Raw genomic sequence first — 15880 nt, 5'->3', positions numbered from 1 at the left:
ATGACAATTGAAGAGATGGTGGGCCAGAAGTTTGTTGTTGGTTTTCCCGGATATGAATTAAATGAAGAAGTTAAGGAAATAATAGGAAAATATAAGATTGGTAATATCATTCTTTTTAAGGAAAACCTCAGGGATGAAGCACAGATAAAAAAACTCTGCGCAGAGATAACAGAGTTCATTACTTCTATTACAGGCTATCCTCCCTTTATCATGATTGATCAGGAAGGCGGAATGGTAGCGCGCCTGTCTGAAAACATGGGAAATATTCCAGGAGCCATGGCAATCTCAGCCACAGGTGACTCGCACAATGCTTACACTGCGGGCTACTATACAGGATTACAGCTAAAAGAGCTTGGAATCAACTTTAATCTGGCACCGGTTATGGATATTAATTCTAATCCTTCTAATCCTATAATTGGGTGTAGAAGCTATGGAGATACCCCGGAGAAAGTAAGTGAGTATGCTCTGCAAATGGCAAAAGGCCTTGATGATGCAGGCGTTCTTTCATGTGCAAAGCATTTTCCCGGACACGGCGATGTGTCAACAGATTCCCATGTGACACTTCCTTGCGTTGATAAGGAACTTGATGAACTTGAAAAGCTGGAACTTGTGCCTTTTAAGAAAGGAATTGAAAACAACATCCCTGCTATAATGTCCGCACATATTCTTTTTCCTAAGGTTGAAAAAGACAGGATTCCTGCCACAATGTCCAGGAAAATACTGACAGATCTATTAAGAAAAGAAATGGGATTTGAGGGACTTATACTCACAGACTGCCTTGAAATGCAGGCCATAAAAAAGTTTTATGGCGTAGAAGAGGGAGCTTTGGCAGCATTTAAAGCAGGTGCAGATATCATAATGATATCCCACACTCCTTCATACTTCCCGGAAGTTATATCAAGGATAGAAGCTGCTATAAATGATGGAAGCATAGCGACTGAGAGCATTAAGGAAAGTGCAGAACGAATACTCTCGTATAAAGAAAAGTATTTAAAATGTATAAAGGAAGATAAAAGTAGCCAAGATTTTAAAGAAAAAATTGAGGACATCAGAGAACAAACGCTTACTCTCGTTTCAAAAGCAGATTATCCTCTTGGGATTGACTCAGACACTCTTTTTATAAGCCCCAGACCATTTAATGTAGGCCTTGTTGGCAATGTCAAAGAAGACGTTGCCTCATCATTCTGTGAAATCCTGGCAGAAAAATTTGGTGCCAAAGCACTGGTAATAAGCGAAAACCCAAACGAAGAAGAAATCGAAAGAGCAGCAGTACTTGCAGCCAATAGTTCTTTTATCCTGTTCGGCACCTACAATGCCCATGTATTCCGCGGCCAACTCAAGCTGATAGAAAAGGTATTGAAAAAAAATCCTAAAGCCGCTATATTCGCACTACGAAACCCATATGATCTAAGGGACATACCTGATACTGTGTGGAAATATGCAGCATTTGAATATACATTGCCAATGATAAATCTTATAGGAAAATTACTGAATAACGAAATCAGGGTAACAGGAAAGTTACCAGTCAAAATAAGCTAAATTGCTCCAAGTAATCCAAAAGTGCCCATAACTTTGGATAGAGCGATTTAGTATGAGCAATAGAGACAGTTAAGATAAAATAAAAGCCTTGTTTTCTGTTCTGAATAATCATGAAAGAAAACAAGGCGTATTATTTAATATTTACTGTGTCTTTGCGAATACTCCGAGATCTATACAAAGTTATGGGCACTTCTGGATTTATGCCACTCGCTAAACGAGATTATCTCTTGTTCTCGTGCTCAAGGGAAGCCTTTATGAATCCGGAGAACAGTGGATGTGGTCTGTTTGGACGGGACTTAAGCTCTGGGTGAGCCTGAGTTGCCATGTGGAAATCGTTGGATGGAAGTTCGATCATCTCAACAATTCTGCCATCTGGTGACATACCGCAAAGCTTCAGACCGTTCTGTACCAAAACATTTCTGTAGTCATTGTTTACTTCGTATCTGTGACGATGACGCTCTGTTATGTTCTCTGAACCAAAAAGCTCAAATGCCTTAGACTCTTTGTCCAGAACACATGGATATGAACCAAGACGAAGTGTTCCGCCGATGTCTTCAACACCGTTCTGATCAGGTAAAAGAGCTATCATAGGATGTGTTGTATTAGGATCAAATTCGATAGAATGAGCATCCTTATATCCGATAACATCACGTGCAAACTCAACAATAGCCAGCTGCATTCCAAGGCAAAGACCAAGGAATGGGATGTTGTTCTCACGAGCATATTTAATAGAAGAGATCATACCTTCTATTCCACGATCACCAAAACCACCAGGAACGATGATTCCGTCTACATCTGAAAGAATCTCGGCTACGTTGTCATCATTAACTGTCTCTGAATCAACCCACTTGATATCTACAGCAGTCTGATTGGAGATTCCGCCGTGTTTAAGAGCTTCTACAACACTTATGTAAGCATCGTGGAGCTGAGTGTATTTACCAACAAGTGCAACCTTAACTTCGTGCTTAAGTGAGTAGAGAGTGTCTACCATTGCCTTCCAGTCTGTAAGGTCTGGCTCAGGGCAATCAAGCTGCAGGCACTCACAGGCAACCTGTGCCAAATGCTCTTTTTCCATAGCAAGAGGAGCTTCATACAGATACTCAAGGTCAAGGTTGTTGAGAACGTGGCTGCTTGGTACATTACAGAAAAGAGCTATCTTGTCCTTTGTATCCTGATCAAGTTCAACCTCACTTCTGCAGACGATTACGTCTGGCTGAAGACCCATTCCCTGCATTGTTTTAACAGCTGACTGAGTTGGTTTTGTTTTGATTTCCTGTGAAACTCGAAGATAAGGAATAAGTGATACAAGGATGAGCATTGCATTTTCATGTCCGACTTCGTGCTGGAACTGTCTGATGGCTTCAAGGAAAGGCTGGCTTTCGATGTCGCCGACTGTTCCGCCGACTTCTATAATTGCAATTCTTGTATCATCATCGGTGAAGTTTCTATAGAATTTACTCTTAATCTCATTAGTAATGTGAGGAATAACCTGTACTGTGCGTCCGCCATAGTCACCGCGGCGCTCTTTCTGAAGAACAGACCAGTAAATCTTACCGGTTGTAACGTTAGAATTCTTATCAAGATTCTCATCTATGAATCTTTCATAGTGGCCAAGATCGAGGTCAGTTTCAGTACCATCTTCAGTGACGAATACTTCGCCGTGCTGAACAGGGTTCATTGTTCCGGGGTCAATGTTGATGTAGGGGTCAAATTTCTGCATTGTAACTTTATATCCGCGGGCCTTTAATAGCCTGCCAAGCGAAGCGGCAGTTATCCCCTTTCCCAGACCTGATACAACACCACCAGTCACAAAGATATACTTTACAGCCATTTTTGATTCCTCCTGCGTGATTTAATAAAACTTTCAGAGATTAAGAATTAATTGTAATTGAATTATTGAATTGTACTCTATATAATAGTATGATACGGTGCTATGAAAATATCATTTTAATTATAGCACAAACAGGTTGTAGTATAACATAACACGTTAGAGAATGGAATTAAAAAATGGATAATAATCAAAATCAGAGAAATAATAACCCTCTTGGAGGGGGAAACAATTCTCCAAGACGCCAAAATATAATACTTCTTTTGGTGGCAGCCCTGGTAACAATGGTCTGCATGACATATTTTTTGAGAGCTTTTTCTGAGAATACCAACAGAGAAGTTACCTACACCGAATTCATTAATATGGTAGATAAAGGTGAAGTAGAAAAAATAGTCATCGAAAGTGACAGGATCGATATCTATCCAAAGGAGAATAAATCCGAAGACCAGCTTGGAATCGGATACTACTATTGGACAGGTAATTCCTATGTGACATATTACACAGGTAAGGCTGAAGAGGATAGCGTTCTTACACAGAGAATGCTTGAGGCAGGCGTTGAAGTCAGCAGTGAAGTTCCTGACAGTTCAGGACTTATCCTTGCTTTCATTATTCAATATGTTGCTCCTATCCTTCTTCTTTGGCTCATTCTTTCAGTTATCTTCAGAAGAATGGGTAAAGGCGGCGGACCACTCAGCGTTGGAAAGAGCAATGCTAAGGTTTATGTTCAGAAAGAAACAGGTATTACCTTTAAAGATGTAGCAGGTGAAGATGAGGCAAAAGAGTCTCTTGTAGAAGTGGTAGACTTCCTTCATAACCCTGCAAAATATGCAAAGATCGGTGCTAAACTTCCAAAAGGAGCTCTTCTTGTAGGACCTCCAGGAACAGGTAAGACACTTCTTGCAAAAGCTGTAGCCGGTGAGGCCCATGTACCATTTTATTCACTTGCAGGTTCAGACTTCATCGAGTTGTACGTTGGTGTGGGTGCCAGCCGTGTAAGAGATCTTTTCAGCGAAGCAAGTAAGAATGCACCTTGTATCATCTTTATCGATGAGATCGATGCTATCGGTAGAAGCCGTGACAGCAAGTACGGCGGTGGCAATGAGGAAAGAGAGCAGACTCTTAACCAGCTCCTTTCAGAGATGGACGGATTTGATTCATCAAAGGGTGTACTTATCCTTGGTGCAACTAACAGACCTGAAATCCTTGATAAAGCCCTTCTTCGTCCCGGACGTTTTGACAGACGTATCATCGTTGACAAGCCTGACCTTAAGGGAAGAGAAGAAATCCTCAAAGTTCATTCAAAAGACGTTAAGATGGATGAGACAGTTGATCTTAAGGGTATCGCTCTTGCAACAAGCGGAGCTGTAGGTTCAGACCTTGCCAACATGATCAACGAAGCTGCTATCAATGCAGTCAAAGCTCACAGAGAATATGTATGCCAGCAGGATCTTATGGAAGCTGTTGAGCAGGTACTTGTAGGAAAAGAAAAGAAAGATCGCATTCTCAGCAAAGAAGAGCGTAAGATCGTTTCTTACCACGAAGTTGGACATGCTCTTATCAGTGCGGTTCAAAAGAACACAGAACCAGTTCAGAAGATCACAATCGTTCCAAGAACAATGGGTGCTCTTGGCTATGTAATGCAGGTTCCTGAAGATGAAAAATACCTTCAGACAAAAGATGAGATCATAGATGACATCATTGTTTCACTCGGCGGAAGAGCTGCAGAAGAGGTAATCTTCAACACAGTAACAACAGGTGCTGAGAACGATATTGAGAAGGCTACCAACATGGCCCGCAGCATGATCACTATGTTCGGTATGAGCGACAGATTCGGACTTATGCAGCTTGAATCTGTACAGAACAGATATCTCGATGGAAACAGAGTTCTTAATTGCAGCGATCAGACAGCAGCACTTGTGGATGAGGAAGTTAAAAAACTCCTTGCTGACTGCTACGAGAAGGCTAAACAGATTATCAGAGAACACCTAGATGCAATGGACAAGATTGCTCAGTTCCTTATTGAGAAAGAGACTATTACCGGTAAAGAGTTTATGAAGATTTACCGTGAGGTTTGCAATATCCCTGAACCTACAGAGGAAGAGGCAGAAGCAGCAAAGCATGGTAGAATCTATGCAACTCGTGCTGAGTCAGCTCTTGTAGGAGAGAATGTTCCTATTAAGAGTAAGGAAGAGAAAAAGCAGACTCCTGAAACAGAGGAAACTTCTGAACCAGTTCAGCAGACTGCTTATGAGGCACCACAGAGTATTTTCGAGCCCGAGAGTTCTTTTGACAGTGCGAATGCAGCAAATGAACCTGCAGAGCAGGAAGAAGTTCCACATGAAGAGCAATCTCAGGATGAACAGACACAGCCTCAGGGCGGTGGATTGTTCTCACATGTACCAAGTGATTTTGACAAGTGATAAAGAATTATTAAACAAAAGGGGAAGCAGATTTCATTCTGTTCCCCTTTATCTATAAGGTCAGGAGAAATTAAGCTGACATGCCACAAACAGGCTTTGACGTAAAAGAAGAACTAAAAAAACTTCCCAACAAGCCCGGAGTTTATATCATGCGTGATGAAAATGACACCATCATGTATGTAGGAAAAGCAATCAACCTTCACAATCGTGTAAGGTCTTATTTTCGTGCAAACATAGGAAGAGGACCTCAGATCGATCAGATGGTAAAGCAAATAGCCAGATTTGAGTACATAGTTACAGACTCTGAGCTGGAAGCCCTTGTTCTTGAGAACAACCTCATAAAAGAAAATTCTCCAAGATACAACACTCTTTTAAAAGATGATAAGACTTATCCATATATCAAAGTCACTGTATCTGAAGATTACCCGAGAGTTCTTTTTTCCAGACTAATGAAAAAAGATAAGTCCAGATATTTTGGGCCATTTACCAGCGCAGCTGCAGTTAAGGACACAATAGACCTCATAAATAAGATCTACGGCCTCAGAAACTGCAACCGCACACTTCCAAGGGATATAGGACTTGAGAGGCCCTGCCTTAATTATCACATGAAGCAGTGCTGTGGCCCATGTACAGGTGAGGTATCAAAGGAAGAATACAGACAAAGAATTGATAAGGCCCTGGACTTTTTAAATGGCAATTACGGCGTTATCATGAAAGATCTTCAGGAAAAAATGGAAGCAGCATCTGAAGAACTGGACTTTGAATCTGCAGCAAAATACAGAGATCTTTTGGCGAGCGTAAAGGTAGTTGCTCAAAAGCAGAAGATGACTGATTCCTCAATGGAGGACAAGGACATAGTGGCCATAGCTTCTGACGATAAAGATGCAGTTGTTCAGGTGTTCTTTGTAAGAGATGGAAGGCTTATTGGCAGAGAACATTTCTATATGACACATGTGTCTGAAAATCCCAAGGAAGAGATACTCCGTAACTTTGTTAAGCAGTTCTACGCAGGAACACCATTTATCCCCAGAGAGTTGGTTTTGCCGGAGCAGATTGAGGATATGGAAGTTATAGAGAAATGGCTGACTCAGAGAAAGGGCAGCAGAGTCTATATCACGGTTCCAGAGCGAGGACAGAAAGAAAAGCTCATGGAGCTTGCAACTCAGAATGCAGAACTTGTTCTTTCCAAGGATAAAGAGAGGATCAAGAGAGAAGAAGGAAGAACAATAGGTGCTGTAAAAGAAATTGAAAAGCTCCTCGGATTAAAGGGGCTTAACAGAATGGAAGCCTATGATATTTCCAATATAAGCGGCTTTGCAAACGTTGGTTCCATGGTCGTTTACGAAAAAGGAAAGCCCAAAAAGAGCGATTACAGAAAGTTCAGGATAAAGTCAGTTGCGGGACCTGATGATTATGCCTGCATGCACGAGGTTTTGACCAGAAGACTTCTCCACGGAATTGAGGAGAGACATGATCTGGAAGTAAGAGATATAGATGCACAGTACGGAAGCTTTACCAAGTTCCCTGATCTCATCCTTATGGATGGTGGACGCGGACAGGTCAATATATGTCTCCAGGTACTGGATGAACTTGGCATTACTATTCCTGTGTGTGGAATGGTAAAGGATGACAATCACAGGACAAGAGGTCTTTACTATAACAACGTTGAACTGCCTATAGACACCAGGTCTGAAGGCTTTAAGCTCATAACAAGGATCCAGGATGAGGCCCACAGATTTGCTATAGAGTACCACAGATCACTTAGAAGTAAATCACAGGTAAAAAGTACTCTTGATGATATTCCGGGAATTGGTCCTGCAAGGCGAAAGGCATTGATGAAACATTTTTCTTCTATAGAAGATATAAGAAATGCCGATGTATCTGAACTTGCGGAGGTTCCTGATATTCCGGAAACCGTTGCGCAGCAGATTTATGACTTTTTCCACAGTGTGAAACAAATTGAAGAAGAGTAATGACTGTGTTATTATTTGACCTGGGAGTTCCATTAATAATATGGAATAAAACTATGTTTTTTTATGGAGGGTGAAATGGCAAGCGTTAGTTTAAAATCAATCATTGAAAAGATGAAGCTTGAGAATCTTACTCCTGAGCTGGATATTAAAAAGATAAAGATAATCCAGCCGGACATCAACAGACCTGCGCTTCAGCTTGCAGGATATTTTGAGCATTTTGAAGCAACAAGACTGCAGGTTATCGGATTCGTTGAGTACACATATATGGAGTCTTTTCCTGAAGAGAAAAGGGAAAAGATGTACAGAGAATTCCTTTCTTTTGATGTTCCCGGAGTTGTTTTCTGTAGAGAACTGACACCTGATCCATTATTTATAAAGATTGCATTGGAAGAAAAAGTTCCGGTGCTTATGACTAAAAAATCAACTTCAGCTTTCACTGCTGAGATCATTAGATGGCTTAATGTTAAGTTGGCTCCATGTATTTCTATCCACGGAGTTTTGGTGGATGTCTTTGGTGTAGGTGTTCTTATTACTGGAGAAAGCGGAATCGGTAAGTCCGAGACAGCTATTGAGCTTATTAAAAGAGGACACCGTCTGGTATCAGACGACGTTGTTGAGCTCCGCCGTGTGAGTGAAGAAACTCTTATCGGCTCAGCACCTGATATTACCAAGCATTTTATCGAGATGAGAGGTGTTGGTATTATCGATGTTAAGACTCTTTACGGTGTTTCAAGCGTAAGAGAGACCCAGAATATTGACCTTGTTATCAAGCTCGAGGACTGGGACAAGGATAAAGAATATGACAGACTTGGTCTTGAAGAGGAATATACAGAGTACCTTGGCAATAAGGTGGTTTGCCACAGAATTCCTATTAGACCTGGTAGAAACCTTGCGGTTATCTGCGAATCAGCTGCAGTTAACCACAGACAGAAAGCTATGGGCTACAATGCAGCACAGGAGCTTTACAACAGAGTTCAGAATTCTCTTGCAAAGAGAAGAACTGATGATGAGGACGATGACTAAATAATAAAAAATAGAAAGAGGTTTTGGTTATGGCTAGATACGTATTTGGAGCAGATGTAGGGGGCACAACTGCGAAAATAGGACTTCTCACAGAAACTGGTGAGATGCTTGATTTTTGGGAGATTCCTACAAGAACAGAGAACCACGGAAAAATGATCCTCGCTGATGTTTCAGATTCCATCAGAGCAAAAATGAAGGAGAGAAACATAGAAGATACAGAAGTTATCGGAGCAGGAATTGGTGTTCCCGGCGCTGTTAATGCTGATGGCCTTTGCTATCAGGCAGTTAATCTTGGATGGGAGAATTACAACGTAGTTAATGAGTTTCATTCTAAATTAAAACTCCCTGTAAAGGCAGGAAATGACGCCAACGTTGCAGCTCTTGGAGAAGCCTGGAAGGGCGGCGGAAAGGGCTATAAGAATATGCTCCTTGTTACTCTTGGAACAGGAGTTGGCGGCGGAATCATAAATGAAGGCAAGATTCTTACAGGATCATTTGGTTCCGGCGGAGAGATTGGACACATTCATCTTGTAGATGATGAAGAGGATGCCTGCGGATGCGGCAAGCACGGCTGCTTTGAGCAGTATGCAAGCGCAACAGGTGCCATGAGACTTGCAAAGAGAATGCTTGCTTCTTCTAATGAAGACAGTGTTCTCAGAAATGGCGATTTCGAGTGCAAAGATGTATTTGATGCAGCTAAAAAGGGAGATGCCCTTGCAGTTAAGATTGCTGAGCAGTACGGATATTACCTTGGAAAAGGTATTGCCATTACAGCAACAGTTGTTAACCCTGAAATAATCGTTCTTGGAGGCGGCGTATCAAAGGCCGGCGAAATGCTCTTTGACCTTCTTATGCCAAGCTTCAAGAAATATGTATTCTCCGGATGCAGCGGTGCTAAGTTTGCTCTTGCTAAACTTGGCAATGATGCAGGAGTATATGGTGCAGCGAAACTTTTGATGCCATAAAGTTACAGGAAGGATCATTTTGAACGAAGGAATTATAAATGCAATAGAGCAGATAGTATCTGCTTCAAATGTATTAGAAAATGAACCAATGAGCAGGCACACCACATTTAGAACTGGTGGGCCTGCAAGCTTATTTATAAGGCCGGAAAATAAGGACCAGCTTGTAGAAGTGATGGCCCTTATCAAAAAGCTCGGCACAGAGTTTTTTGTTCTGGGAAATGGAAGTAACCTCCTGATCTCTGATGAAGGATTTGACGGAGTTGTTATTTCACTTAGTAAAATGAACGATATACACCTTGAAGGTGATAATGATATTTACGCAGAAGCAGGAGCTATGAATTCTCAGATAGCTGCTTTTGCAAGGGATAATGGACTTAAGAATTTTGAGTTTGCAGCTGGGATCCCCGGAACAATTGGCGGAGCCATGATAATGAATGCAGGAGCCTACGGCGGAGAGATGAAGCTGGTTACAAGATCAGTGACAGTTCTTTCTCCTGAAGGCGAGATCATGGTATTGGACAATTCCTCAATGGAATTTGGATATCGTTCCAGCGCGATCAAGGGAAGAGGCTATATTGTAATATCAGTTCTTCTTTCTCTTGAAAAAGGTGATAAAGAGACAATAACCCAAAACATGCAGGAACTTGCGGCAAAAAGAAGGGAAAAACAGCCCCTTGAATTTCCGAGTGCCGGATCAACCTTCAAAAGACCGGAAGGATATTTTGCAGGAAAACTTATTGAAGATGCGGGACTTAGAGGCTTCTCTGTAGGAGACGCTGCTGTATCTGAGAAGCACTGCGGTTTTGTTATAAATAAAGGTAATGCTACATCAGCTGAAGTTTATGAACTCATATGTGAAGTGGAAAAAAGAGTTTATGAGAATTCAGGTGTGACCCTTGAACCTGAAGTGATCATGCTTGGGAAGTTCTGATATATTTTCTTTATTTGAAAGGATGGCAAAATGAGATTTGTTATCGTTACAGGAATGAGCGGCGGTGGAAAGTCCACTGCTATTCATATGTTGGAGGATGCCGGATTTTACTGCGTTGATAATCTACCGGTTTCACTTATTGAGAAATTTGCAGAGCTTATAACTATGCCGGAGAACGAGATCAGTAAAGTAGTTCTTGGTATAGATGCAAGAGCCGGTCAGCAGTTTGAGGAAGTTGCAGGGATCATAGATTCCCTCAAAGAGCGAGGAATACCTGTTGAAGTTCTGTTTATGGACGCAAGTGATCAGGTCCTTATAAAGAGATACAAGGAGACCAGACGAATCCATCCTATGAATGTCAATTCAGTTGGAGACAGGATTGAGGATGGAATTGCCAAGGAGAGAAAAGTTCTTGCTGAGGTAAAAAAGAGAGCAGATTACATCATGGATTCCTCACAGCTTTTGACAAGGGAGCTCAAAGAGGAACTCGACAGGATCTTTGTTAAGAATGAAGAGTACAACTCACTGATGGTAACAATCCTGTCCTTTGGTTTCAAGTATGGAATACCATATGATGCGGACCTGGTTTTTGACGTAAGATTTTTACCTAATCCATTCTATATTGATGAACTTAAGCATCAGACCGGCAATGATAAGGGTGTTCAGGATTATGTAAAGAGCTTTCCCGCTTGCGGAGAGTTTGTAGATAAGCTTGAGGATATGCTGAATTTCCTTATTCCCGGATATGTAAAAGAGGGCAAGTATCAGCTGGTAGTGGCAATAGGATGTACCGGCGGACAGCACAGAAGCGTCACTATTGCCAATGAATTATATGAAAGATTAAAAGCATCGGGCGGCAACTACGGTTTAAAACTATTTCACAGAGATGTTAAGCAGGCAAAGTAAAAATGTCATTTTCATCTGAAGTAAAAGAAGAACTGGATAAGCACATAGGGAGCTCAAGGCACTGCCAATTGGCGGAACTGGCAGCCATAATATTTATGGATGGCAGCATTGAGATTAAAGACGGCAGAGCATGCAGACTATCGTTACAAACCGATAATCCCATGGTGTCTAGAAAGTTCTTTACAATAATTAGGAAAGCATTTAATATAAGAAATAGTATTCCTCAAAATGGGCATGAATTAAAGCCTGTGCTAGAGGATACGGCGCTTATAGAAGATATTTTGAAGGCAATCAAGTTAATGGACTCTGATGGAAACATCAAGGACCTGACAGAAGGCATCAATCCAATGGTTACGAAGAATTCCTGCTGTAAGAGAGCTTTTCTGCGTGACTCATTTTTGTGCGTCGGTTCTATAAGTGATCCAAACAAGGGATATCATCTGGAATTTGATTGTTCATTAGAGGCTCAGGCATTATTTTTACAGAGTCTGATCGAGAGCTTTGATATAGAGGCAAGGATAGTCAGACGTAAAAAGTACTATGTACTTTATGTAAAAGAGGGAGCAGGGATTGTCGATCTGCTCAACATAATGGAAGCACCTGTCAGTCTCATGAATCTTGAGAACCTCAGGATCGTTAAAGAGATGAGGAACTCTATTAATAGAAGAGTTAACTGTGAGGTAGCCAATATTACCAAGACAGTTAATGCGGCTACAAAACAGATAGAAGATATCACCTATATAAAAGACCATTATGGTTTTAACAAGCTACAGGAAAGCCTACGACAAATGGCTGAGGTAAGACTAGAACATCCGGATGCAACACTATTGGAGCTTGGAACATATCTTGATCCACCGGTTGGTAAATCAGGAGTTAATCACAGGCTTAGGAAACTAAGCGAACTTGCGGATAAGATCAGATCCTAAAGGAGGGGAATTATGTTAACAAAATCTATCGAAATCAAATTGCCTAGAGGACTTGAGGCAAGACCTGTTGCAGAGCTTGTTCAGCTTGCTAGTAAGTATGATAGCACAGTACATATCGAGGCTCAGTCTAAAAAGGTAAACGCAAAGAGCATCATGGGAATGATGACACTTAATCTCACATCTGGTGAGCAGGTTACTGTTATTGCTGATGGAAGCGATGAAGAATTAGCAGTAGCTGATATGGAAAAGTTCCTTCATGGGAATAAATAAGAGATAATTAATTAAAAAAAACCCTATAAAAGGGAGGATGCCAGGTAAGCTTCCTTACCTGGCATATTATGAAAAAGTTTTTATTTGGTATTGTCTTAACTCATCTGACAATATTATATTAACAAGTCTATATGTCTAAAAGATGATTTGAAGTAACCATTCTTTTAATTAATTGTAAACAAATTGTTAACGCCTATGGCTTCAGTGTTTGTGAAGCATATAGGCGTATTATATTGTATAATAATTGATAGAGGTGGCTACTGTGCTGAAAAAAGTCTATTTTATTATTTCCAAAAACAACTTAAAAATTCCTGCAGTCCTAAAGTCTACAGAAGAAGCATGTACTTATATCAAAGAATGTGGATATGAGTCAACATATGAATCCATAGAGGCTGTGACAGTGAGCGAATTTGTTCCGTCAAAAGAGAGCATCCTTATTGTTACAGATAAAGGAGACTTTGCGCAGCAGCTAAAGGAAGCAGATATACCTGTGGTCGGAGTCTTGGGAGACTTTAATAAAGGCCAGGATTTTGAAGGATTAAAGTACGTTTTTGCTGACATAGACGAAGTAGAGATCGATTCCTATGTAAAAGCATATCAGCGATATGTGGGTGAACCCTGGGAAGTGCTTCAGACAGAGAGACTTCTTATAAGAGAAACCACTTTGGAAGATGTTGACGAGTTTTATGAACTGTACAAGGATCCTGAAATGACCAGATATATGGAAGGTCTTTTTGAGAATCCTGAAGATGAAAAGAGATACCAAAAAGACTATATAGAGAAAGTCTATGGTCTTATGGGCTTTGGAATATGGACAGTTGTCAGGAAAGAAGATGGAAAGGTAATAGGAAGAGCAGGCTTCTCCATCAGAAATGGTTTTGACGAAATAGAACTGGGATTTCTGATAGGTAAAAAGTATCAGAGGCAGGGATATGCGTTTGAGGCATGTTCGGCAATACTTGAATATGGAAAAAATATGCTTTTCTTTGACAAGGTTCAGACTCTTGTAAAAGCAGAAAATGCCGTATCCATCCATATTTGTGAGAAACTTGGATTTAAGACAACAGATACAGTGGATGTTGAAGAAAATATATATGGAAAAGAGTACAGAACTGACAAAAATGTGCCGCTTAGTGAGGCACATTTTGGGAAATATGTAAGAATGGTTAAGTTTTTATGGTAATTTTTAAGTTCTTCCTATAAGATATACTTGTAACAAAAGGAAAAACTTAGAAAAATAGATGCAAAGAGTTAGAGGACTCTTAAGGGAGGGCATCTATCGGAGGTAAAATGGACTCACTAGAATTATTTACACTTGTGGCAGGGCTCGTAGGTGGTCTTGCGATGTTCCTTTATGGAATGAATGTAATGAGCGGCGGACTTACAAAGGCTGCCGGAGGAAAGCTTGAGAGTGTCCTTGCGAAGGTCACCAAGCACCCAGTAATCGCTTATGTTTTCGGTGTAGGTGTGACTGCACTGGTACAATCGTCATCAGCTTCAACTGTAATGGTTGTTGGTCTTGTTAATTCAGGAATCATGACTCTTAAGCAGGCCGTTAACGTAATCCTTGGTGCCAATCTTGGTACTACATTTACAGCCTGGCTTCTTTCATTGAACGCGATCAGCAGTGATAACTTCTTTATAAATCTTTTAAAACCCAAGTCATTTACGCCATTTTTGGCCATAATTGGAATTGGGCTCTATATGTTTTCCAAAAATGAGAAAAAGAGAAATATCGGAACGATCCTTCTAGGGTTTGCAGTGCTTATGTTTGGAATGAGCTCGATGTCAGATGCAGTATCTCCATTAAAGGATGTAGATGAATTCAAAGCTCTTTTGACAACATTCTCAAATCCTATACTTGGATTTTTGGTGGGTATTCTTTTCACAATGCTCATTCAGAGTTCTGCAGGTACTATCGGTGTGCTTCAGGCTTTATCTTTATCAGTTAAGGTTAAGCACTCTGTTGCTATACCTGTCGTTGTGGGCGCTGAGGTAGGTACATGTATTACAGCCATCCTTTCTTCATTTGGTGCCAATAAAAATGGTAAAAGAACTGCTCTTATGCACCTTTACTTCAACATAATCAAGGCAGTTCTGTTCATGATCATTTTCTACAGCTTAAATGCAGTGATCCACTTTGATTTCATGGATGAAAAGATTGGAATGGCAGGAATCGCTGGAATTCATACACTTATCAACCTTGTTGCAACACCACTTATGCTGCCATTTTCAGGTTTGCTTGTTAACCTTGCCCTTAAGACAATTCCTATCGACGATAAGGAAAAGAAAGAGCAGGAGGAGCTTCAGGGAATCCGCACACTGGATCCACTGTTTTTATCAAACCCTCCATTTGCTCTTGAACAGGCAAGACAGGCAGCAGTTACTATGGCTGTAATGACAAAAGAGTCATTGGAGAAGGCCATTGGACTTATCACAGATTACAACGCAGAAGTTGCTGGTGAAGTAGAGTACCTTGAGCGTCAGGTCGACAAGTACGAGGATGAGCTTGGAACATATCTTATGAAGATAAACTCTCATCACCTTGGCCAGGAAGATAGCCATACCTTGTCACTTCTTTTACACTGTATTACAGACTATGAGCGTATCAGTGATCATGCTCTTAATATTGCACAGAAGGCCGGAAATATGGAGGAAAATGGCAGAAAGTTTACTCCAAAGGCCCAGGCTGAGATGGATATATATTCATCTGCTGTAATTGATATCGTAGATACTTCAGTTACTGCTTTTGACAATCAGGATGCTAAGCTTGCCAAGACTATAGAGCCACTTGAGGAGACAATTGACGAGATCCAAAAAGAGGTTAAGCGTCGTCATATTAGAAGACTCCGCAAAGGAAAATGTACAATTGAGCAGGGCTTTGACCTCAGTGATATCGGTACAGATTTCGAGAGAATCGCAGATCACTGCAGCAACATTGCTGTTGGCATAATTGAATCCCATGAGGATAACTACTTTGCTCATGGCTACCTTGAGACACTTAAGGCAGAGAAGAATGACGGATTTGAGCAGGCTGTTGATTTCTATGAGAGAAAGTACAGACTGCCGGCTGTTAAGTACTAATCTTATATCAGGGAA

12 protein-coding genes are annotated in these 15880 nt (G+C 40.9%); 11 read left to right on the top strand and 1 reads right to left on the bottom strand.

Annotated elements, in window-relative coordinates:
* A complete protein-coding gene (gene nagZ / locus C4S54_RS12105) occupies positions 1–1539 on the top strand; it encodes a beta-N-acetylhexosaminidase (RefSeq protein WP_103869768.1) in 1539 nt (512 codons plus the stop codon).
* 220 nt (positions 1540–1759) lie between these two features.
* Here nagZ and C4S54_RS12100 read toward each other — a convergent pair whose 3' ends face one another.
* Entirely contained in the window at positions 1760–3370 is a 1611-nt protein-coding gene (locus tag C4S54_RS12100) for a CTP synthase (protein ID WP_022772560.1), read from the bottom strand.
* A gap of 176 nt (positions 3371–3546) precedes the next feature.
* Between C4S54_RS12100 and ftsH the strand changes: the two genes are divergently transcribed.
* From ftsH to C4S54_RS12050, 10 genes are all read left to right on the top strand, one after another.
* Positions 3547–5787 carry an ATP-dependent zinc metalloprotease FtsH gene (gene ftsH, locus C4S54_RS12095; RefSeq protein WP_242973805.1) on the top strand — a complete coding sequence of 747 codons (2241 nt, stop codon included), beginning with the start codon at positions 3547–3549 and terminating at the stop codon, positions 5785–5787.
* An 80-nt stretch (positions 5788–5867) separates the two neighbouring features.
* On the top strand, positions 5868–7760 hold the full coding sequence (gene uvrC / locus C4S54_RS12090; RefSeq protein ID WP_103869767.1) for an excinuclease ABC subunit UvrC: 1893 nt from the start codon (positions 5868–5870) through the stop codon (positions 7758–7760).
* A 75-nt stretch (positions 7761–7835) separates the two neighbouring features.
* The gene (hprK, locus tag C4S54_RS12085; RefSeq protein WP_074888539.1) at positions 7836–8783 is read left to right on the top strand and encodes an HPr(Ser) kinase/phosphatase; all 948 of its coding nucleotides are present in this window, start codon (positions 7836–7838) and stop codon (positions 8781–8783) included.
* Between the two features lie 29 nt (positions 8784–8812).
* Positions 8813–9748, top strand: a complete 936-nt coding sequence (locus tag C4S54_RS12080; protein WP_103869766.1) for an ROK family glucokinase — start codon at positions 8813–8815, stop codon at positions 9746–9748.
* 19 nt (positions 9749–9767) lie between these two features.
* The gene (gene murB / locus C4S54_RS12075) at positions 9768–10679 is read left to right on the top strand and encodes a UDP-N-acetylmuramate dehydrogenase (protein WP_103869765.1); all 912 of its coding nucleotides are present in this window, start codon (positions 9768–9770) and stop codon (positions 10677–10679) included.
* A gap of 30 nt (positions 10680–10709) precedes the next feature.
* On the top strand, positions 10710–11585 hold the full coding sequence (gene rapZ, locus C4S54_RS12070; protein WP_103869764.1) for an RNase adapter RapZ: 876 nt from the start codon (positions 10710–10712) through the stop codon (positions 11583–11585).
* Between the two features lie 2 nt (positions 11586–11587).
* Positions 11588–12511, top strand: a complete 924-nt coding sequence (gene whiA / locus C4S54_RS12065) for a DNA-binding protein WhiA (protein WP_103869763.1) — start codon at positions 11588–11590, stop codon at positions 12509–12511.
* 12 nt (positions 12512–12523) lie between these two features.
* Positions 12524–12781: an HPr family phosphocarrier protein gene (locus tag C4S54_RS12060; RefSeq protein WP_022772551.1), complete on the top strand. Its 258-nt coding sequence runs from the start codon at positions 12524–12526 to the stop codon at positions 12779–12781.
* Between the two features lie 262 nt (positions 12782–13043).
* Positions 13044–13964 carry a GNAT family N-acetyltransferase gene (locus tag C4S54_RS12055; protein ID WP_160110761.1) on the top strand — a complete coding sequence of 307 codons (921 nt, stop codon included), beginning with the start codon at positions 13044–13046 and terminating at the stop codon, positions 13962–13964.
* A gap of 107 nt (positions 13965–14071) precedes the next feature.
* The gene (locus C4S54_RS12050) at positions 14072–15865 is read left to right on the top strand and encodes a Na/Pi cotransporter family protein (protein WP_103869761.1); all 1794 of its coding nucleotides are present in this window, start codon (positions 14072–14074) and stop codon (positions 15863–15865) included.
* Positions 15866–15880: the final 15 nt, after the last annotated feature.

The organism is Butyrivibrio sp. Su6, from assembly GCF_900108105.1.
In the GTDB taxonomy this organism is placed as follows: domain Bacteria; phylum Bacillota; class Clostridia; order Lachnospirales; family Lachnospiraceae; genus Butyrivibrio.
This window is presented reverse-complemented; position numbering and strand designations above follow the sequence as displayed.